The organism is Congregibacter sp. (assembly GCF_045107095.1).
Lineage (GTDB): Bacteria > Pseudomonadota > Gammaproteobacteria > Pseudomonadales > Halieaceae > Congregibacter.
The window spans coordinates 32,219-54,094 of sequence record NZ_JBGCFU010000014.1 but is presented as its reverse complement, the minus strand read 5'-3'; the positions used below and the strand labels follow the sequence as shown (position 1 = coordinate 54,094).

At 54.7% G+C, this 21,876-nt stretch carries 16 protein-coding genes; 9 read left to right on the top strand and 7 right to left on the bottom strand.

The genetic code is table 11. The features are described from left to right. Positions 1–2,318: TonB-dependent receptor (locus AB8B76_RS03455; protein ID WP_405270305.1), on the bottom strand; the 2,318-nt coding region annotated here is incomplete at its 3' end. A gap of 173 nt (positions 2,319–2,491) precedes the next feature. Here AB8B76_RS03455 and ppdK point away from each other — a divergent pair. The 7 genes from ppdK to AB8B76_RS03420 all read left to right on the top strand — a co-directional run bounded on the left by ppdK (position 2,492) and on the right by AB8B76_RS03420 (position 11,991). After that, on the top strand, positions 2,492–5,098 hold the full coding sequence (gene ppdK / locus AB8B76_RS03450) for a pyruvate, phosphate dikinase (protein WP_405270303.1): 2,607 nt from the start codon (positions 2,492–2,494) through the stop codon (positions 5,096–5,098). A 61-nt stretch (positions 5,099–5,159) separates the two neighbouring features. Beyond that, positions 5,160–6,098 (top strand): NAD(P)H-dependent flavin oxidoreductase, encoded by a 939-nt coding sequence (locus tag AB8B76_RS03445; RefSeq protein ID WP_405270301.1) that lies wholly within the window; start codon positions 5,160–5,162, stop codon positions 6,096–6,098. A 101-nt stretch (positions 6,099–6,199) separates the two neighbouring features. Further along, positions 6,200–6,445, top strand: a complete 246-nt coding sequence (locus tag AB8B76_RS03440; protein ID WP_405270299.1) for a DUF2892 domain-containing protein — start codon at positions 6,200–6,202, stop codon at positions 6,443–6,445. An 18-nt stretch (positions 6,446–6,463) separates the two neighbouring features. Next, positions 6,464–6,928 (top strand): thiol-disulfide oxidoreductase DCC family protein, encoded by a 465-nt coding sequence (locus AB8B76_RS03435; protein ID WP_405270297.1) that lies wholly within the window; start codon positions 6,464–6,466, stop codon positions 6,926–6,928. Continuing rightward, the gene (locus AB8B76_RS03430) at positions 6,909–7,544 is read left to right on the top strand and encodes a flavin reductase family protein (protein WP_405270295.1); all 636 of its coding nucleotides are present in this window, start codon (positions 6,909–6,911) and stop codon (positions 7,542–7,544) included. The genes AB8B76_RS03435 and AB8B76_RS03430 overlap by 20 nt, the downstream gene beginning before the upstream one ends. A 201-nt stretch (positions 7,545–7,745) precedes the next feature. Further along, on the top strand, positions 7,746–8,660 hold the full coding sequence (locus AB8B76_RS03425; RefSeq protein WP_405270293.1) for a DUF3014 domain-containing protein: 915 nt from the start codon (positions 7,746–7,748) through the stop codon (positions 8,658–8,660). A gap of 10 nt (positions 8,661–8,670) precedes the next feature. Continuing rightward, the gene (locus AB8B76_RS03420) at positions 8,671–11,991 is read left to right on the top strand and encodes a mechanosensitive ion channel domain-containing protein (protein WP_405270291.1); all 3,321 of its coding nucleotides are present in this window, start codon (positions 8,671–8,673) and stop codon (positions 11,989–11,991) included. A gap of 97 nt (positions 11,992–12,088) precedes the next feature. Here AB8B76_RS03420 and AB8B76_RS03415 read toward each other — a convergent pair whose 3' ends face one another. The 4 genes from AB8B76_RS03415 to AB8B76_RS03400 all read right to left on the bottom strand — a co-directional run bounded on the left by AB8B76_RS03415 (position 12,089) and on the right by AB8B76_RS03400 (position 16,653). After that, positions 12,089–12,553: a regulatory protein RecX gene (locus tag AB8B76_RS03415; protein ID WP_405270289.1), complete on the bottom strand. Its 465-nt coding sequence runs from the start codon at positions 12,551–12,553 to the stop codon at positions 12,089–12,091. Positions 12,554–12,718: 165 nt separating this feature from the next. Then, a complete protein-coding gene (gene recA / locus AB8B76_RS03410) occupies positions 12,719–13,771 on the bottom strand; it encodes a recombinase RecA (RefSeq protein ID WP_405270287.1) in 1,053 nt (350 codons plus the stop codon). Between the two features lie 355 nt (positions 13,772–14,126). Next, positions 14,127–15,206 carry a M14 family metallopeptidase gene (locus AB8B76_RS03405; RefSeq protein WP_405270285.1) on the bottom strand — a complete coding sequence of 360 codons (1,080 nt, stop codon included), beginning with the start codon at positions 15,204–15,206 and terminating at the stop codon, positions 14,127–14,129. Continuing rightward, positions 15,175–16,653: a glutamate--cysteine ligase gene (locus tag AB8B76_RS03400; protein WP_405270283.1), complete on the bottom strand. Its 1,479-nt coding sequence runs from the start codon at positions 16,651–16,653 to the stop codon at positions 15,175–15,177. Before AB8B76_RS03400 ends, AB8B76_RS03405 begins: the two co-directional genes overlap by 32 nt. Positions 16,654–16,859: 206 nt before the next feature. On the opposite strand from AB8B76_RS03400, the gene mutS reads away from it, so the two are divergent. Further along, positions 16,860–19,409 (top strand): DNA mismatch repair protein MutS, encoded by a 2,550-nt coding sequence (gene mutS, locus AB8B76_RS03395; RefSeq protein ID WP_405270309.1) that lies wholly within the window; start codon positions 16,860–16,862, stop codon positions 19,407–19,409. Positions 19,410–19,531: 122 nt separating this feature from the next. Beyond that, complete coding sequence (gene fdxA, locus AB8B76_RS03390; protein ID WP_008294852.1) at positions 19,532–19,855, top strand: ferredoxin FdxA; 324 nt, start codon at positions 19,532–19,534, stop codon at positions 19,853–19,855. Between the two features lie 24 nt (positions 19,856–19,879). On the opposite strand, the gene rpoS is transcribed toward fdxA, so the two are convergent. After that, complete coding sequence (rpoS, locus tag AB8B76_RS03385) at positions 19,880–20,932, bottom strand: RNA polymerase sigma factor RpoS (protein WP_405270281.1); 1,053 nt, start codon at positions 20,930–20,932, stop codon at positions 19,880–19,882. Positions 20,933–21,040: 108 nt separating this feature from the next. Then, positions 21,041–21,874, bottom strand: coding sequence for a peptidoglycan DD-metalloendopeptidase family protein (locus AB8B76_RS03380; protein WP_405270279.1), 834 nt, complete (start codon positions 21,872–21,874; stop codon positions 21,041–21,043). Positions 21,875–21,876: the final 2 nt, after the last annotated feature.

Sequence of the window (21,876 nt, the reverse complement as noted above, 5' to 3'; positions counted from 1 at the left end):
AGGTACTCATCCCCGTTCAGGTTCCGGCCCCAGAAATTCAACTCAAGACCACTGCTGAAGTTCATACCAAAGCTCGCGTTGATCATATTAACTTCGCGGCCGGCAACAGACTTGGGAAGGTTATCCACCACCTGAACCTCTTGCTCGTACACATGCTCTATGCGTGCATAGGACATGGCCTCACCGATATTGAAGTTGTAGGTAGCTGAGGTGTTGGTTGACAGCTCTGGAATACCTGCTGGTTGCTCGCCCGACAGATCCGTTGCTCCGCCAATACCAACGCCTCCGACAAAGGAGTCATACAGAGGGTCAAGCCAGGTAGCAGCAAAGGAGATACGCAGGCCATCGGTAGGAGCCCAGTTCATATCAAATTCAACGCCATCTGTGGACTGCTTACCGGCATTACCCAGCACAAAGCCTGTTCCCGTGAAGATGTTCTGCTGAAAGCCCTCGATTTCCTGATTGAAGATCGCAACGTTCAAACTCACTGTGTCGAACTCAGCCTTTAGACCAGCCTCATAGACCGTTGACTCTTCTGGCCCGGCCCATCGTGTACCCGCCACGATATTAGGTGGCAGCAGCCCTGCAGCGCCCAGAGCCGGGATATCTGACGCAAATGGACGTGAGTCCCGTGACATGTTCCAGGATGTTGCTTTGAAACCTGTGCTCACACCCGCATAGACGTTGATGTTTTGCGTTAGATCGTAGGCAAGACGCACTGTGTAGGTAATATCATCGTCGTTGGTCGTATTGTCTTCAACGGTATTGCCGTCGACAGAGGGGTTTCCGAAGTTCAGGTAAGGCGGCAAAAACTGCAGTGCCTGCAAACCCTCGAACGGAGTACCGCCAAAGGGTAAGGTCGCGAAAACATCCGTAGAAACTAGATTTGCTGTCGCTGTTTTATCGACCTCGGTATAGTTAGCACCCAGGGTCAGCGTTAACGCGTCGGTGATATCAAAATCAACCTGAGCAAACAAAGACAAGGTGTCATCGTCCAAGGTGTAGGCCTCACTAGGGAAGCCCTGCCCCTCCAGGAAGGACAAACCAGGCACACCATAAATCGACTCAAGCACGCCCAAATTTAGAGCGCCGCCCGTGGCGCCCTGAATCAGAAAGTCAGCATAGGGACGGAATTGATCGCCGTAGCCAAATGCACCCTGAGTATCCAGCTCTTCCGTAAAGTAGAACGCTCCCACCATCCATTGTAATGGGCCGTCAGTTGCAGAAGTAAGACGGAGTTCCTGAGTGAAAGTATCAATAGTGGTATCCCGCTCATTCGCGGCATCAGGCGTTACCAGGCGTGCACTGGTGTAATCCACGTCGCCCAAGTCGAACTGCTCCAACTTCCGCTGCGCCGTGATAGACGTCAACGTGAAGCTGTCAAAATCGTAATCAATCTGCATCGACAAACCTTGAGTGTCGATACGGTTCTGAGGGTCAAAGTCATAAAAGCCTTCGTAGGCAAAAGGCTGCTCAGGGACAAGGTTACCGCCTAGGGCTTGGACAACCGCGCCGGTCGGGCCATTCACAAGGTTGGCAACACCACAACACTGCTCATCGAGACCATCAGAATCTGCAATAAAACGCACTTCCATACGATCAGATGGATTCCATAGTAATTGGCCGCGGAGATTCCAACGATTAATCTCATTTTGCTCTGTATCTAGCTCAAGGTTGTCGTAGTAACCATCTCGCTGGTTCATGCTACCCGCCAAGCTAAAGGCGACGTTGTCAGAAATAGGGCCGGTGATATTACCGCGCACAATTTTCTGGTTGTAGTTACCTAGAGTGGCCGATACCGATCCGCTGTACCCAGCCAGATCAGGCTTGGCGGTTACAACGTTGATAACACCCGCCGACGCGTTCTTACCAAACAGTGTGCTCTGTGGACCGCGCAGTACTTCCACGCGTTCCAGCTTTGGCAAATCTGCCAAGGCACTACCTACACGCGAGCGGTAAACACCGTCGATGAATACACCAACCGAAGGCTCGATGCCGGGATTGTTGGCGCCGTTACCAAAGCCGCGAATAATGAAGTTGGTCTGCGCGCTACCCTGAAGCTGGGTTACGCGAAGACTGGGAACCAATGTTTGCAGGTCTTTAATATCCAAAACCTGAGATTGCTCGATGGATTCAGCGGTAACCACTGAAACGGCAATGGGAATCTCTTGCAGTGTCTGCTGACGCTTGGCAGCAGTCACAATCACTTCTTCCAGCATTCCTGCGCCTTGTCCTAATGCGGGCAGGGACACTGACGCAGCAAATCCAGCAGCAGCAAGTGCAGCGGGTATCGCTTTGAGGGATTTAATAGCGGGCATGCGAGTCACCTTTTTTGAGTTATGTTGACAGTGCCAATTCTCATACGGCAGAAGCGCAGGGTCAACGCTCACAGCGCGGATCATTCACAAATATGACTGTTGACAGGAAGGATAGAACCAAGGTCGGTTAAGATAAGCGATCAAATGAAAGCGTAGCGGGTGAAAAACAGTTTATGGCCAAGCGTGTATACCTATTTTCCGAAGGCAGCAAAGACGACCGCGATCTCCTCGGCGGCAAGGGCGCCAACCTGTGTGAAATGACGGCGCTTAAGCTGCCGGTGCCTTTCGGTTTTGTCATCACCACGCCTACCTGCCGCGAATACTTTGAGAACGGCAACAAGCTCCCGACTTTGCTGGAGCAAGAGTATCGCGTTGCACTGGACTTGGTTGAAAAACAAATGGGCACCCGCTTCGGGGACCCCGAGAACCCCCTGCTCTTTTCTGTTCGATCGGGCGCTCCGATCTCCATGCCCGGAATGATGAACACCATCCTGAACCTGGGCATCAACGATGAAATAGCTGAGGGGCTTTCACGCAAGACAGGCAACCCGCGCTTTGCCTATGACTGCTACCGGCGTTTTATCCAGATGTTCGCAGATGTCGTCCTTGGCGCTGACACCCATGCCATGGAAACAGTCATCGAAGATTATAAAGAGCGAAAGGCTTACGAAACGGACGTCGCTATGGAGGCCGAGGACTGGCAGGCGGTCATCAGTACGTTTAAGACCATGGTCAAATTTCCCGAAGATCCTTTTGAACAATTGCGCCTGGCCGTAGAAGCTGTATTCCAGTCCTGGCACACGCCAAGAGCCAACGTGTACCGAGAAATGAACAACATCCCCGATTCCCTGGGTACCGCGGTAACCGTGCAGTCTATGGTCTTTGGCAATTTTGGCGAGGATTCGGGCTCCGGCGTTGCGTTTACTCGCAATCCCTCAACTGGCGAAAGGCTCTTTTTTGGCGAAGTGCTGTTCAACGCTGCCGGCGAGGATGTTGTGGCAGGTATCCGAACACCCCTTCCGGTAGACGCCATGCAAGAGCGCATGCCCGACGCCTACAAAGAACTATTGGACTCTCAGGCACTGCTTGAATCCCACTACCGGGACATGCAAGACATCGAATTTACGGTTCAGGAGGGTCGCTTTTACTTGCTGCAAACACGCAGCGGCAAGCGAACGGGGCGCGCCTCGGTCAGAATCGCGGTCGACATGGTTCGCGAGGGCATGATCAACGAAAAAGAAGCGCTACTGCGCGTATCGCCAGAACACGTGCAGTCTTTCCTTCATCCAATGGTTGACCCCGACGCAGAACGAGCCGTTATCGCAAGCGGTCTCCCCGCCAGTCCCGGTGGCGCTACCGGTGTTGCCGTGTTTTCGGCTGATGAAGCGGTAAACGTCGAAGCGGACGGCAACAAAGTTATTCTCATTCGTCGCGAAACCACTCCTGAAGATATTCACGGGATGCGAGTGGCCGAGGGCATTCTCACAGAGCTAGGGGGGATGACCTCCCATGCCGCGGTAGTGGCAAGAGGCATGGGCGTTTGCGCCATCACAGGCTGCGGTGAGTTGCGGGTATCTGTTCACGAAGGCACCGCGACTGCAGCGGATGGCACGGTGATCAAGCGCGGAGACACCGTCACTCTCGATGGTGCGACGGGCGATGTCATGCTCGGGGATATCCCTAAAGTGGAAGCAAGCACCTCGGACGACTTCCAAACTCTATTGTCCTGGGCTGATAAGCACCGTCGCCTGAAGGTACGTGCCAACGCAGAAACGCCCGAAGACGCCGCCAAGGCGCGGGAACTCGGTGCAGAGGGCATTGGCCTTTGCCGAACAGAGCATATGTTTTTTGCTAGCGATCGCATCGATCACATGCGCGCCATGATTCTCTCTACCGATCGCAAAGAACGTAAGCGGCATCTGGCAAAGCTTCAAGAGTTTCAACATGCAGATATGTTGGAGCTTTACCGCGTCATGGATGGACTCCCCGTGACGATCCGCTTATTGGACCCTCCCCTGCATGAATTCCTCCCTCACGACGAAGACGATGCCAACGCGTTAGCAGAGCGTCTCGGAAAAGATCCTCAGGAGATTCATCAGGCGCGCAACGATCTTGCCGAAGTAAATCCGATGCTGGGTTTTAGGGGTTGCCGACTATCAGTGGTTTACCCGGAAATTACGCGCATGCAGGTTCGCGCCATTATCGGTGCGGCTTTGCAGGCACGTGAAGAAGGACTGAACCCCTTCCCTGAAATCATGATTCCTCTCGTAGTTAACGTGCGAGAGATACGGCTGATCAGCGAGGTCATCGACCGCGGCATCGCAAAGGTAACAAAGGAGAAATCCGTTTCGCTGCGCTACAAGATTGGCACTATGATGGAGACGCCCCGCGCATGCCTTGGCGCTGATCGATTGGCCTCGGCGGTGGAATTCATGAGCTTTGGTACCAACGACCTTACGCAAATGACTTATGGGTTCTCCCGGGACGATGCCGGGCGCTTCATACCGCAATATCTTGACGCCAAGATTATTGAAGATGACCCTTTTGTCTCTCTGGACCAACGAGCGGTAGGGCGTCTTATGCGCATGGCGGTTCAAGAATCACGACAGGCCAAAAAAGGCATCAAGTACGGAATCTGCGGCGAGCACGGCGGAGACCCTCGCTCTATTCGCTTTTGCCACGACCTGGGATTGGATTACGTTAGTTGTAGCCCCTACCGGGTGCCCGTAGCGAGAATTGCCGCTGCGCAGGCTCGGGTGCTGGCAGACATCGACAACTAACCAACAGCAAACAACCATCGCTAAACAATCCGATCTCAATGTAGCGCTAAGGAACAGCTTTATGAAATTCGATAATCGTGTCACGCGCATGACAGGCGCAGAGCTTCCTATCGTCCAGGCCCCCATGGGCTGGATAGCCAGATCCCAACTCGCGTCAGCCGTTTGCAATGCAGGTGGACTGGGGATTATCGAAACTTCCTCCGGGGAGCTCGACGTGATTCGCGATGAAATCCTTCGCATGCGCGAACTCACCGACCGCCCCTTCGGCGTCAACATTGCGCAGGCCTTTGTGCGTGACCCCGATATAGCCCAGTTCATCATCGACCAGGGTGTCCGCTTCGTAACCACGTCAGCGGGTTCACCAGAACGTTACACAGAGTTACTCAAGTCCGCCGGCCTTACGGTTTTTCACGTCGTTCCCAATCTAAAGGCCGCTATCAAAGCAGTGGAGTACGGTGTCGATGGTCTCATTGTTGAGGGTGGAGAAGGCGGTGGCTTCAAGAACCCTCAAGACGTTGCGAGCATGGTTTTGCTACCGCTCGTCAGATCGAAGGTTGACGTGCCGATCATCGCAGCTGGCGGTTTTGTAGATGGCAGTTCCATGGCTGCAGCATTTGCTCTGGGAGCAGAAGGCGTACAGCTAGGCACGCGCATGGTTTCCGCCATGGAATCGCCCGTCCACGATAACTGGAAACAGGCGATCGTCAACGCACAGGAAACCGATACGGTGTTTCTCAATCGTTTTCAGTCTCCAGGCCTCCGAGCTTTGAGAACTGAACGTACCAGCGCGCTGGAAAAGCAGCCTGACGTGAATGCCATGGCCGAATTTGGCAAACCCCAGGACTTATATTTTGGCGGCGACATGGAGTCGGCTATCCCCCTCACGGGGCAGGTATGCGGTCGTATTGACGAAGTTAGGCCCGTTGCAGACATTTTGGGAGAGATTTGCGCCGAGTTTGAGGAGACCCTGTACCGTCTGGAAACCAGTTACCCCCGCTAAAGCCGCAAAAATACCTTATAAATTAATCGGATATCAGCCATCCGGGCGCATATGTCTCGCGTACAACCCTACAAGTTAAACCTGCAAGACATGTGTTCGAAATGATTGACCGCAATATAGGAACTGTTGAAAGAATCGTACGTTTTACGCTGGGTGCCATCATTGTGGCGTGGATACTCAGTGCAGAACGGTTTGGCGTCCTCCAGGGTGCTTCCGTAGTTATTGCCTTCGCGCTGTTTTGGAACAGTATTTTTGGCCGATGCTATCTCTGGAAATGGCTGGGGCTATCAAGCTGTGGATCAGAAGACGATTGCTCAGCCGGCGGCGGTGGGGACTCCCGAGCCTGATACAGTGACCAACGCACAGTGACCAACAACGATTCTCTCATCGCAAACGACGCGACTGGAAAAGGCACGAGCGCCCATCGAGAGGTAGACACGCTCTTTTACGACGGGCAGTGTCCTCTCTGTGCGGGCGAGATTGCCCAGCTGCGTCAAACCCGCGGCGATTCATTGAATATAATTGATGTTCATGATCTGACCGAAGGGACAAGTTTGCTTACTCCCGGGGAGACGGAGGCAGCCCCGAACAAAGACCAATTGCTGCGCGTACTTCATCTACGCCGTGCAGATGGTGTCTGGCTAACCAGCGCAGACGCTAATGTGGCTGCCTGGGAAGGTACAAGGCACGGCCGTATACTGAGTGCTTTGCGCTGGCCCATCATCCGTCACGCTGTGGATCTCGTGTACACGCTGTGGGCCCGTTGGCGCTACCGACGCCTGTATGGCAATCAATTCGATGAGAGAACGCATGCTCCTCAGCAGCAATGACATAGAAGCTCTTGAACGGCGCCGGCGTGCGGCATTGATTAACTCAATTACGGGGTTCAAGCCTGCCAACCTGGTGGGTACGATCGATGAAGAGGGCCACACTAACCTCTCGATTATGAGTTCGTTGGTGCATATTGGCTCCAACCCTCCCCTACTGGCCTTGATCTTCCGACCGGATAATACCGAGCGCCACACTCTCGACAATATCCGCCACGCGGGAAGCTACACGATCAACCACGTGAACGGCAGCATTGTGGATGCGGCGCACCAGACCGCAGCGCGCTACCCACGTGAGGTGTCAGAGTTTGCAGCGACGGGACTTCGTGAAGATTGGCAAGACGGTGTGGCCGCCCCCTTCGTAGCAGAGGCCAGCGTGCGAATGGGTATGGAGCTCCGAGAGGAAATCCCCATCGCGATTAACGGCACGCATATGGTGATAGGCGAAATAGTATGGCTGGAGGCCCCTGACATCGCCATTAATGACGCAGGAGCCTTGGATCCGGCTCTAGCCGACAGCATCTCAATATCCGGTCTCGACAGCTACTACCGGAGTGACCTGGTCCAACGCATGGCTTATGCCAAGCCTGATCAAGCCCCCCAACGACTCGATTCCTAATATTGCCCTACCGCACTCTGGCGTCTGCTGTAGTGGGCGCAGGAAGTCCAAGAGCAGCCGATGTAGGCGCAGCAGAACTCGGTTCCTATGGAACCAAAATGCAACTTCGCTGCCTTAGCATTAACTCTCAGGGCAACACCCTGTGTCAGTTAGAAGGCGTATCGCCTACACTCTTAACTACAGGAATCTTAGGGGGCAAGGATGCAAGCCGATCGCGACGACCGCATTAGCAACGATGACGGAGGAAGCCGTCACACCAAGCAAACACTGGTAACGGCTGTAGCGGTGCTGATACTAGCCGGTGGCGCCTATCTTTTGATGCCTCGCGACAAAGATAAGGATCAGAATCCACCACAGGTAGAAGAAACTGCTGTTCAGCAAGTTGTTACACCCATCGAGATACCCCAACCAACACCCGAAGAAGCGATCCTCGCGGCACCCGACATACCTGACCCTGAAGAAAACGAAGTGGTCGTGGCTGAAGAATCTGTGGAACAAGTAGTTGTGGAAGCAACTCCACCGCCGCCACCGACACCTGAGGAGCTGGATCAGCAATTGCGTAGTGACATCCGCGCATCAGGACTAAGTACCGCAACAGCGCTGGACTCTGCCTATAACGCTCCCTACTTACTGGATCGCGGTGTCAGCAGCCTTGACCAGCTTGCGCGAGGGCTTGTCCCGACGCGCACATCCAATCTGGCAAGACCCTCGGGACCCTTCCTCACCACGCAGGAGGGCGCGGACTATTCAGTAAGCCGGCAGAGCTACAGGCGCTACGACAAACTCGTGAGCGCTATCACTGCGTTGCCAGTAGACACATTGGCCTCCATCTTTCAGGATCAGCGGGAGCTGCTAAAGGACGCCTACGCTGCATTGGGCTACCCCGCCGATGCGATGGACAACACTTTAATCGCCGCACTAGAGAACGTGATCTCCGCGCCTACTCGTGAACAGCCCCCGGCACTTGTCAGCAAAGGCGCTCTTTGGGCCTACGCCGACCCAGAACTTGAGAGTGCTAGCGACCTGCATAAGCAACTCCTGCGAACGGGCCCGGAAAACACCGAGGCATTGCAGGCGTGGGCGCAGCGCCTTCGGGAAGCCCTGCTAAACCCCTAAGAGATTCCTCATGGACGCTAATCCCACGACTGCCGTGAGCCCAAAGAAGCGATTATCTCAAAATGCTTTCATGCTAACCGCATGCCTGCTGTGGAGCGGCCTGTTTGGAGGCTATGGTTTTGCGCAGGACACACCATCAGCAGACAGGCTGAAAGAACTGCAGACCCAACTAAATGATGATCTCAGTCTTACCGCGGAGCGTCGTGCTGCATTATCAGAACGGCTCCAGGCAGCCGCTCAGGACCGCGCCAAACTGGAGCAGCACAAGAGCTCCCGCAGCGAAATCGAAGAGAAGCTAAAGAACAGCGAGCTTCTTATCGCCGACTATAAAAATCGCATGCGCGATATTCAAAATGCCCCGGCCACCCTCCAGCGTCGCCTGGGAAACAGCCCTAGCCTTGCCAATATAGAAACAGAAATCAGCATCATGCAAAGCCAGCGCGACGCATGGGCGCAGGAGCGTACCGAGGCGCTGGACACACTATCCAGCCTCGCCAAGACAGAAACTGCCGCACGAGATCGAATAGCTGAGATCAGTAAACGGAGAGCCGATGACCCTCCTCAAGTCAGTGACCCAGCGGAAGCTTCGGACATCGGGGATCGTATTACCGATCTGGCGTCCGCAATCCACCAGCGAATGCTGGATGCGGAACTCAGTCTGTTAGAACTACGACTGCGAAGTGGGCCCGCTCTAAATGGCATTCGAACCGCGCGCATCGCTTGGCTTGATGCGGCAATAGCAGAAGCCGACACCCTACTCAGCCAGCTACGAGAAGCGGCGACCAAAAAGCGCCAAGGCGCCGCCGCCCAGCGCGCCACGGAAGCCAGACGATTCCTATCTCAGCTATCCGATGCTCGCTCTGAGTTAAAAACCATGGCCGACGAAAATCTCGCCCTGGTGAACAGCTTTGAATCTCTTTCCATGCAGATTGAACAAGGCAGAAAGAGCGTTGCTGCCACGCGCAAAAGCATTGACGAAGTTAAGCAAGATGCCGATCTCACAGAGAGACGATTAAACGTAGCGGGACTGGAATCAAAGCTTGGCGAAGTTATGCTGACGAGACTCGCCAGTCTCCCCGACCCACGATCAATTCTCAGCCGAAATGCCGACCGAAATGAAGAAATCGCTACGGTCTCTATTAAAGCGATAGACACCGAACAGGCTCTGCGCGAGTTAGGCGATCGCAGTGGTTTTTTAGCCGACACTTTTGGTGATTTGGACGACTGGAGCGCAACCGATCGACGCAGCGCAGAAAGGCTCTACATTCAGCGACGGGAACTACTGCAGGAAAACATGCAGTCAGGAAACACTCTGCTCAGCCTACTGGTCGATGCTAACCAAACCACTGAAGAGCTCGCCACGATTGTCGGTGATTATGAAACGCTGTTAACCGCAAACCTTCTTTGGGTTCGCAACTACGCCTATGTCGATCCCCACCGTGTGCTGCAACAATTACACACGCTGGGGAAAACCCGTCCGCTTGAGCGTCTCACAGCAGATTGGCAAAGAGTCGTCAGTGACCCCGCGTTCTTAATGCTGCTATTGCTCTCCTTTGGGGCTATCCAGCATCGAAGAATCTCTCGAGCTTTAGACGACCTCCTCGGAAAACCCATTCGACCACGAGACGAAAGTGCTTCGCTTATATTCAAGACACTATCACTCACATTATTGGCGGCCTTAGCGCTTCCTAGCGTGCTCTTCCTCGCCGGTCGCGGTTTTTACATCGCTGCATCGGGAGATCCGGTTGTGATGGGCATAGCTCGCGCACTCGGCGCGTCGGGACTCTTACTCTTCGCCCTAGGCAGCCTCCGACGTATGTCTGATCGACTGGGACTAGGTCGCCGTTTGCTGAAGTGGAATAGCCCTCGTGCCGATGCTGCGTCTCGCGACCTCCCGTGGTTTACCTTAGCTGTCACCCTATCTGTGGCAGTTACGATTCTGGGGCGGGCCTCATCGCCTACCGATAGCGGCGGAGCGCTAGCCGCCATAGGTAGTATGTCTACCGCAGTCTTCCTGCTGATTGCGCTTGTGCGCATGCTTCGCTCCGATGAGTTTCACAGTGATCGCATCATTCGACACAGTTTGCAGGTCGGCGTACTCATTTCTGCATCTATCGTTTTCATGCATTTGAGCGGCCAGCTCTTTGCAGCGCATTTATATTTGCGCGCACTCACAGGATCCGTGGCCGCAGTCATCACTGTACTGTTCGTAGCAAATGTCCTGCAGCGGATCCTCATCATTTTCCGATCGGGTCTTGAGCGAAAGGCGCGAGAGGAACTTCGCGCCCGAGCAGAAAGCGACACCGATGAAGAGTCAGAGGACGCAGGCAGTGACATGGATGCGGTGACGTCCCTCTCCGACGCGTACTCACGACTGCTCGGCCTCGCGCGTCTTCTCGCCCTGGGCGGCCTCCTGTGGTGGATATGGGCGCCTGCGCTTCCGGCACTCTCTATTTTTGACACCGTCACCCTGTGGACGACCACCGATAGCAGCTTGCCCGAGGGAGAACTGCGCGCGATCACCCTCTCCGTGCTGCTTCTTGCACTAATTATCATTGCTGTCACATCGCTGATAACCCGCCATCTTCCGCCGCTGGTGAACGTAGTGCTTACCGAATGGACAAACGTCACTCCAGGGAGTCGCTACGCCGCCGGAATGCTTATGCAGTACCTGATCCTTGGGGTCGGTATGTCCACTGCGTTAGTCATGCTCGGGTTCCAGTGGGAAAAAGTGCAATGGCTGGTCGCTGCGCTAGGCGTCGGTATCGGTTTCGGCCTGCAGGAGATTGTCGCGAACTTCATCTCCGGGCTGATAGTGCTCTTTGAACGGCCTATCCGTGTGGGAGATATTATCCACGCTGGCGGTGAAGACGGGACGGTAACGCGCATCAACGCAAGAGCGACGGTAATAGAAACCTTCGAAGGCAAAGAACTAATGATCCCCAACAAGGAGCTCATTACCAGTGTCGTCACCAACTGGTCGCTGAGCAACTCCAAGCTTCGCCTGGTTATACCCATCGGGGTCGCATACGGTTCAGACGTCGATGCTGCGATGCAAAAGCTAAAAGAAGTGGCGAACGGGCACCCTGAAATTATTGAGGATCCAGCGCCTTATGTCAGCTTTGAAGACTTTGGAGACAATGCGCTGGTGCTTTGGTTGCGCTGCTTTGCTCTGCGGGATTACCCGCGGGTGTCCACTGAGCTGAGACAAATTATTTATCGGGAGTTCAATGCGGCAGGTATTAGCATTTCCTTCCCGCAGCGCGATGTTCACCTCGACGCCTCGGAGCCGCTGCCTATCCGTATTCTGCCGGCAGACGAAGGTCACTAGGTTTGCGTGAGTCTTGGCGATGGTTTGGGCCGAGTGATCCCGTAAGCCTCGATAACATACGCAAACGGCCGCTGACATCGTAGTATCAGTACTTACCCTAAGAAACGTCGGGCACTAGATCCGCGGCTTCTTCACCAAATCCCCGGTAACCCAGGAAACGCAAACGCCGCGCTTTCTCTGAAAGATCCGTGGGTCTCTCATCGCCGAACTTCCGTTGGAGTACATCTCTTGCGACTAAACGCCATGTGAGTCCCTCCTCACTCGGGACAATCGCAATAGCCTCATCAATCAGCCTTCTATCAACACCGCGTTGGCGTAACTCCGATTCGATACGCAGTGGACCGATACCACGAAGCATCCTCTCCCGAGCATAAGATTGAGCAAAGCGTTCATCACTCTGAAGATTTTCGTCCGCCAGTTTTTGTAGCGCCAAATCCAATTCCACACTCTCAAATCTACGCGCAAGCTTGCGCTTTAGCTCGGCCAAAGAGTGCTCCCTGCGGGCGAGTAAGTTCATCGCTGCGTTACGGGGGCTTTGGATAGCTTGAGATGAGCGCTTCATAGCGGCACAAGACTACTGGCTAGCGGGACGTAAAAAAAGGGCGCTGGAGCAGTGGTAAGGGGAAGTGGAACCCCAGCACCCGTGGAGGAAAGCCGGCGTCGACAACGCCGGATACTAGATGGATGACAAAGCCGTGCAATACGGGCTTTGTCATGGGACTTACAATCAGTCGCTAGCTTTGTTCTCTGCACCCTCTTCGCCTTCAAGAGCGGCGTCTTCTTCGTTGGAACCCACGTCCAGTAACTGCGCGCGAATCAATCCCTCGATCTCGCTACCGAGCGCTGGGTTGTCCTCGAGAAACTTCGCAGCGTTAGCTTTACCCTGGCCAATCTTGTCGCCTTTATAGGCATACCACGCTCCAGACTTATCGATGAGGCTTAGCTTCACGCCCCAGTCGATAACTTCTGCCGTGCGATAAATACCCCGGCCGTACATGATCTGGAATTCCGCCTGTTTGAACGGTGGCGCCACTTTGTTTTTCACGACTTTGACACGCGTTTCGTTGCCCACCACCTCGTCGCCCTCTTTGACCGCACCAATACGGCGGATATCGAGTCGCACAGACGAATAGAACTTCAGGGCATTACCACCAGTCGTGGTTTCGGGCGAGCCGAACATAACGCCAATCTTCATACGGATCTGGTTGATAAAGATCACAAGGCAATTCGTTTGCTTGATTGTCGCCGTGAGTTTACGCATCGCCTGACTCAGCAGTCGTGCCTGCAGGCCAACGTGAGAATCGCCCATGTCGCCTTCGATTTCAGCTCGAGGCGTCAGCGCCGCGACAGAGTCAACAACCAGCACATCGACAGCACCGGAGCGCACCAGCATCTCGGCAACTTCCAGCGCCTGCTCTCCAGTATCTGGCTGCGAAACGATCAGATCATCAATCTGTACGCCTAGCTTTTCGGCGTAAATTGGATCCAGAGCGTGCTCTGCATCGATAAAAGCCGCTGTGCCACCGGCTTTTTGTGCCTCAGCGATGACTTGCAGGGTCAATGTGGTTTTACCCGACGACTCAGGACCAAAGATCTCGCAGATACGTCCTTTGGGAAGACCACCAATGCCTAGCGCGACATCCAAGCCAAGTGACCCCGTAGAAATCGATGGGATTGCTACGCGATCGCTATCTCCCATGCGCATGACGGTACCTTTACCGAATTGACGATCGATTTGGCCTAGAGCCGCTTCGAGTGCCTTTTCCTTATTTGCGTTCATGTGCTGCTCTCCTAATTTTCTACGAGTCATTCGCTATTGGTCTGTTTTACTGCTTAGTCTTAACGGTTTGTCTTACTGCTCTGTTACTGCTCTGTTAATGCTCTGTCACTGCTCAGCTGTTGCTCTGTTACCGTTCTGCTGTTGCAAAATCAGCGTTTTCAGCCTGGTGAAAAACTACTGTACATATAATCAGTGGTTACGCTGAAGAATGCAACCATCATATGCGCCGAAAAATCATGAAAACACAGCTAGTAATGCGACCTGTCGCTCTTTGCGACGGGTGACAACCGATGCCGAAGCCTCATAGCCCCCCTGTAAAAATGTTTTACTGCTAAATGGACTGGAGTCAGTCGAGCTAGGTACCCGCAGCCACCGCGTAAAACAGACAGTCGCTCTCGGCAATGCCTGCATTGGTAGTGATCATGAACAGCTTGAGACTGCATGAGGGGAAAAGCACGCCATTTTCACAGCGAACCAGCGCGTTTACCGCGCAACGCCCGAAGGCATCTGTAGCTTTAAAAAGCGACTGGGGGGTATCCCTCGCCCAGCCAAGGGGTGTGTCAGAACTCACCGCTCCAAAGTTGTGATGCTCGATATCGACTCTTAGCGTGATGTCATGTCCGGGGCGTGGCGCTTCATCGTAAGCAAGAGTCACGCCCTCGCGCAGCTCCAGGCGAATCGGATCGCGAAGAATCTCTATGCCCCAATCTGTCTCATCATCATTGGCGAGAACCCGCTCTGCCAGGGCATAGCGCTGCAAGCCCTCATAGGCCAGCTCATGGGCATCGTCATCCAGCCGTCCTCCCACCTCTATAGTCACCGTAGGACAACTCGTATCACTAATATCCATGAGCGCTCCCAGGTTTAGGTGGGAGACCACCAGACGCCGGGTAAAGATCGATACGAGAGCATCGTGCTGACGATCAAGGTGCGTGCATACACCGAAGGACGGACCGGAGCCGGATGTATTGTGCATATCAACTACCGCCTCAGGTCGATGCACACGGAGCAGTTCGAGAATTTCCTGCGCCAAACGGCCCTGCTCGTCGTCAAAAGGAGGGCTGAAGCAGCGGTTTAGGTCCCTCGCTCTAGGTAGCATGCGATGACTAAAACGCGGAGGTTCCAGCGCAGCGTGCACCGACGCCACGATGAACAAAAGATTTACCGCTGGCTTGTGCCCCGCATGGAGCCATCGGTGCAGAGCGAAAAAACCAGAGGGCTCATTGCCGTGTAGCAACGTAACCACCGCGCGGGTTCTTGTGCTGTCTTTTCCAGAAAAGAGGATGCAGGCCGGTCCGCCGAGATTCTCAAGAAGTGCATTGGGATTAGACCCCGCAATACTGCTCTGGGGATCCTTCAGGAAGCGAAACCGCATCACCTTGCCAGCCCCAAACATTGCCCCATTAGGGTACTGGCCAATCGGCCACGGGAACATTCTCAGCGCTGTGCTCCCGGTAACGGGTAAGCATCTCTCTAAGCGCAGTGGACTTACCGTGACCACGGTCTATCAACGCCTGCGTCGCTTCTCGTTGCCAGCGAGCGCCGTTACGTCTTGCGCTCAAGCGCGCATCAATTACGCCCAAATAGCGATCCCGTTCTGCCCGGCTAACGCCAAGCTTACTCAACCCCTCCTCGGCCACAGGCAGCATCTCAGCAATAATGTCGACCACGGAAGCATCCCGCAGGCGGTGCTGTTGGAGACTCGGCCAAACCATACGTGCATCCAGCCCATGCTGAGCGGCGCGATAAAAATTGTACTCCGCCAAATGAAAAGGGAGGGCCGACATCAAACCATCCATATCGTCTCTCAAGCCCCGCGCAAGGCCCATCATGAACGCTGCCCCGGCGACCATATCGATGGACGTCGGTCCTGCAGGCAAGGCGCGCATTTCGATGCGAAGATGCCCCCCGTCCGCATCATCATAGACCGCGCGATTCCACAGCCAAACGGTGCTTTGGTGCAAACGAAGCTCCGCCAAGCCTGGCGCGCCATCGCCGGTATTGCGCGCTTCTTCATCGCAGGCAGGCAGCAATGGCGGATAGAGACGTACCGTTTGGTCAAACAGTTCAAAGGCGCCCTTACGCAACCAACCGTGTCCAAAGCAAACTCTAGGCGGTTCACTCCAGCGATAACGGTCCATGTCTCGCGTATCGATGGACTGTTTAAACAAAGGTATTCGGGTTTCGTCCCAGAGCTGACGGCCGAACAAGCCCGGACTATTGGCACTGATTGCAATCGCGAGGGGGGTCGCCAATTGCATCGCATTAAACGTCGCGGCGTAATGCTCTGGACTCACACGCTGATGTACTTGAAAAGACGTGTTCGCGCCCTCCAGAGTGATGTTGGCCATGGTCATTTTCAACGGCTCTTCGCCATTGATATTGATATTGAAGTCACTGCCTCGCCAGGCAATAAGTTGGGCTACTAACGCACGGTAGCGCTGACGATCCGTAACACAGTGGTCACCAAGATCTTTCTCTGTAAGCGTCGGAAGAATGCCTATAGGAACAACAAAGGCGTCTTTCTCAGCGGCCAGGATCGAAAGCTTCTGCAACTTCGTCACGATCTCCCGCTCTGTCGCGGCCAATCCTTCCTGATCCAGCCCCTGAGGACTCAGGTTGTACTCGAGGTTGTATTTGTTGAGCTCTACGGTGAGTTGGGGGTCCGCCGCCGCATTGCACAAAGCATCGTTGAGATAGGCCGGCCTGCCGTCCGCATCAACAATGTATAGCTCCAGTTCCGCCCCAACGCTTTCTACGGGGCTGCCGAAGCCCGGGCTATTCATCAGCCTCGACAGCTGCTGAAGCTGCGACTCTAAACGCTCGGAGAATCGCCGACGGTCTTCGGCATCAAAAGTTGTCTTATGGATCTCTATACCCATGTTCGGACATCTGCTCCTCGCGGTTGCTATCCTATTCTAGACCTACCTTTGCGCAGCGAAAAGACTAGACTTTTTGAACGAAAACCATGGATTAGTTCTTAGCGCAGTTCTCTGGTCGCTAGACCCCTCGATGAATTACACTGCGCCCTGCATTTACAGGACCCTCAGAAACCGTCTTGCCCAACGATCAAAGCCAACATACGCCGATGATGCAGCAATTTTTGCGCATCAAGAAAGACCACCCTAACGAGCTGCTGTTTTACCGCATGGGGGACTTTTACGAGCTGTTTTACGAGGATGCTCAGCGCGCTGCAGAACTATTGGACATCACCCTGACAGCACGGGGGAAGTCAGCGGGCGAGGACATTCCCATGGCGGGGGTGCCCTACCACGCAGCCGAGGGATATCTTGCCAGATTGGTGAAGGCTGGCATTTCCGTAGCAATTGCCGAGCAAATAGGTGATCCGGCGACAAGCAAGGGGCCGGTGGAACGACGGGTGGTTCGGGTCGTCACTCCCGGGACGCTCAGTGATGAGGCGCTTCTCGAAGAAAAACGAGAGCAACTACTTGTAGCCCTCATTGCGCAGCAAACCCGTTATGGCCTTGCGTATCTTGATCTCGGAAGCGGACGATTCCGGCTGATGGAACTCGATGGCGAAGAAGCTCTGCTCGGGGAAATTGAGCGGCTCGACCCTGCCGAGCTGCTTTACCACGAAGAAATGCAGCAACACGGCGTAACAAGTCGCCCGGGGGCACGCTCCCAACCCTCCTGGGAATTTGACCTCGAGTCAGCCGAGCGAAACCTGCGGGAGCAATTTCAAACCCACGACCTTCGGGGTTTTGGCTGCGAGCACCTCCGACTGGGCATCGCTGCGGCAGGCTGCCTCATCAGCTACGTCCGAGACACTCAGCGCAGCCAACTACCGCACATTACGGCTGTTGCACCGGAGATGCGGGAAGAGAGTGTAGTTCTGGACGCGGCAACTCGCCGAAATCTTGAAATAGACAGGAATCTGGCTGGCGGCGAGACGCACACTCTGATGTCGGTCATGGATCGCTGTAAGACTGCTATGGGCAGCCGTTGCCTAAGGCGCTGGTTGCATAGGCCACTTACCAATACCGACACGCTGAAAGAACGCCAGGAGGCCGTTCAGGCCCTGCGAGAAAACTACGCTTTCGAGAGTCTTCGGGACGTGTTGCGCCCTATTGGGGATGTGGAGCGCATCATTACCCGGGTTGCTCTAGGCAGTGCCCGGCCCCGGGACCTCACTCGTCTGTTGTTTGCCCTAAGCAGCGTGCCGGCACTCCGCGCAGCGACGCCTGCAGACGCGTCGGACGCGCTAAAAACAACGACCACCGCACTAGGAGACTTTCCGGTGCTGGTTGACCTTCTTGAGCGGGCAATTATAGAAAATCCTCCCGTGGTCCTTCGCGACGGCGGAGTTATCGCAACGGGTTACGATGCCGAGCTCGACGAGCTCCGCTCCATCAGCGAAAACGCCGCCGGCTTTTTAGTGGCTATAGAAACCCGCGAGCGAGAGCGCACGGGACTGGCGAGTTTAAAGGTCGGTTACAACCGCGTGCATGGATACTACATCGAACTCAGTCGGAGCCAATCCGACGAAGTGCCTGCGGAGTATCAGCGGCGACAGACCCTCAAGAACGTCGAGCGATTTATCACTCCAGAGCTTAAGGAGTTTGAAGACAAAGCACTGTCGAGCAAAAGCCGCGCCCTTGCTCGGGAAAAGCAGCTTTATGCAGAGCTACTGGCGATACTGCAGGATTCCCTGGACGCCTTGCGTAGCTGCGGCGCAGCCATGGCAGAATTGGATGTGTACGCCACGCTGGCAGAACGTAGTCAAAGTCTCGATTTGTGCCGACCGCAGTTCAGCGACACGCCAAAGTTGGACATAGATCAGGGCCGTCACCTTGTTGTAGAACAGGTTCTCGAAGAGCCTTTTATCGCCAACGATACGCTTCTGGATGAGCATCGCAGGATGCTCCTCATTACCGGTCCGAACATGGGTGGTAAATCTACCTATATGCGCCAAAACGCGATCATCACCTTACTGGCGCATGTGGGCTCCTTTGTGCCAGCCAAGGCCGCAACCCTGTCGACGGTAGATCGTATATTCACGCGTATTGGAGCGGCCGATGATCTTGCGAGTGGCCGATCTACATTTATGGTTGAGATGACCGAGACGGCTAATATCCTCCACAACGCTAGTGAGAGGAGCCTGGTACTCATGGATGAAGTAGGCAGAGGCACCAGCACCTTTGACGGTCTCTCTTTGGCTTGGGCCGCCGCGTTACATCTGGCCGAAAAAACTCGTGCGTTTACACTCTTTGCAACTCACTACTTTGAACTCACCGCTCTTGCTGAGCAACTTCCTACCGTGGTGAATGTCCACCTGGACGCTGTAGAGCATCGTGAGCACGTAGTATTTATGCATCGAATCCAGGAAGGCCCCGCAAATCGAAGCTTTGGACTGCAAGTCGCTAAACTCGCCGGTGTTCCAGCGACGGTACTCCACGCAGCAGCGGGCAAACTGCAAGAACTCGAAAGCCAAAATCACGCTGGTCAATCGTCTTTGCCATCGACTTCTGTTACTTCGACAAGTGTTCCCCAGGGAGATTTGTTTGCGGACAATGCCAACCACCCGGCTTTGAGCTTACTTCGTGAGACCGACCCAGACGCCCTTTCACCGCGAGAGGCGCTCGCAGTCCTTTATAATCTGCGCGAGCTGGCAGACTGACTTTGCGCGCGGGGGTGCTTCTCATCGTGGAAGCGAATCGCTACACTTCTGCTCCAGCGTTGTGTCAGAGCAATAAGCTCTGGCAGAACAATGATCAGAATCAAGTTTAAGGATATCCAAGCATGACCTTCGTTGTTGGTGAAGACTGCATTAAGTGCAAGCACACAGACTGTGTGGAAGTGTGTCCAGTGGACTGCTTTTATGAGGGACCCAACTTTTTGGTCATCCATCCTGATGAGTGTATTGATTGCGCCCTATGCGAGCCCGAGTGCCCGGTCGACGCGATATTCTCGGAAGACGAACTGCCTGCTGATCAGCAGGTATTTCTCGAACTCAATGCGGAATTAGCTGAAGTATGGCCCTGCATTACCGAGATGAAGCCAGCACCTGAAGATGCAGAAGAGTGGGCAGGTAAGCCCGGAAAGTTAGCACTCCTAGAGCGCTAGATATTCCCGGCGTTCGCGCCGCTGTTATTGCTGAAGTAGAGCGTCTGCTGACAGGCCTTGTCGTTCGAGGATGCGACGCAGGCGCTTTAACGCCTCAACCTGTATTTGCCTTACGCGTTCGCGGGTAAGGCCTATCTCCTGACCGACTTCTTCCAGAGTACTGCTCTCGTGCCCCAGAAGCCCAAAGCGTCGCATGACGACTTCCCGCTGCTTGTCGGAGAGCTCATTAAGCCAGTCCGCCACGCTGTCGTGGACATCATCGTTCTGTAGCTGCTCCGAAGGATCACAACCGTGATCGTCTGCAATGGTCTCCACTACTGAAGAGTCTGACTCCGGACCCAAAGGCGCGTCCATGGAGCTTACCCGCTCATTGAGCCCCATAAGCCGTGACACTTCTTTCGGGGACTTGTGAGTCCGAGAGGCTATCTCCTGCGTGGTAGGTTCATGATCCAGCTGCTGGGTGAGCTCCCGCGCTGCCCGAAGGCAACCGTTGAGATCTTTCACTACGTGAATCGGAAGACGAATCGTGCGCGCCTGATTCATTATGCCTCGCTCGATGGTCTGTCGTATCCACCAGGTGGCATAGGTAGAAAAGCGAAAACCACGCTCCGGATCAAACTTCTCTACGGCACGCATCAGGCCAAGATTTCCCTCCTCGATCAGGTCCAGAAGACTCATACCTCGGTGTAAATATCGGCGGGAGATCTTCACTACGAGGCGCAAGTTGCTTTCTATCATGCGCTTTCGCGCCGCTTCATCACCTTTCTGTGTCAGACGCGCGTAGTATTTTTCTTCGTCTGCCGTGAGCAAAGGAACGAAGCCAATTTCGTTGAGGTAGAGCTGAGTTGGATCAAGCGTGATTTGATGCGTATCCGCATCACCGGAATCAGTTTTGCCTGACCCAGACTTCAATCCAGAAGGTGAACTTGCTTTTGAATCAGACTCGGCCTGCTCCGACTCATTCAGAGCGGCCAAAGCGTCTCCCGCCAGCCCTGGAACTTTAGACTGGTGCCGCTTATCTCTCTGTCCGCGACCGTTCTTCGTGCCGCTGGCCGAGCTCCCCTTGGTTCTACCCATGGGTTAGCGTCCTGTAGTAAGCCTGTGTATTCCGCCGTTTTGCCTTTGGCTAAAATACTTCGGGCCGAAGAGCTTAGCTCAGCGAGCCATCACAAAACAAGCACCCTGCTATCGGGCTGGTAACAGTTTGAGGGGGTCCACCGGACGTCCTTGTCGACGTATCTCAAAGTGCAGTTTTACCGAGTCTGTGCCAGAACTACCCCGCTCCGCTATTTTTTGACCCGAGCGCACGACATCTCCCTCGTCCACCAGCAAGGCATCGTTGTGACCATAAGCACTCAGAAACTCATCGTTGTGGCGCACGATCAGCATCAAGCCATAACCAGCGATGCCACTACCGGCATACACTACCCGACCCGCCGCGGCCGCCTCTACGGCATCTCCACGGCTACCGCTTATGTCTACGCCCTTGTGTAAATTCTTGTCAAAACGGCGCACCACCTTGCCCTTGGCGGGCCAGCGCCAGGCGCTCACCTTAATGTTCACTGGAGCGGCCTTCGGTGCAGCTTGCGATGGCTTTTGGCTTTTGCTCGCTGTCGTGGTTGGCTTTGGCTGGGAGCTCACAGCCGGTGTAATGTTACGCGCTGGCTGGCTTTTCGGCGCGGGCGTTGTCGTCTTTGAATCAGGCGTCTTCGCTACAGTAACGGGCGTCGCCTTGAGGCGGGGTTTAGGGGGATCAGCTTCCGCAAGCCGCAAAGTCTGACCGGGAAAGATTGTATAGGGCTCGACGATGGTGTTCGCCGCCGCAAGGCGTCGAAAGTCGAGGCCATAACGAAAGGCAATAGAAAACAGCGTATCACCGCGTAGAACGGTATAACGCTCCTCTACTCTGGATGTGCCACCGCGGCTGCGATCCTCAATGGGTGCCAGCGGCTTATCGGCACAAGCGGTAATGAGCGCAGCGACAAATAAGCAACATAGCGGCACTGCGAGCCGTAACATGG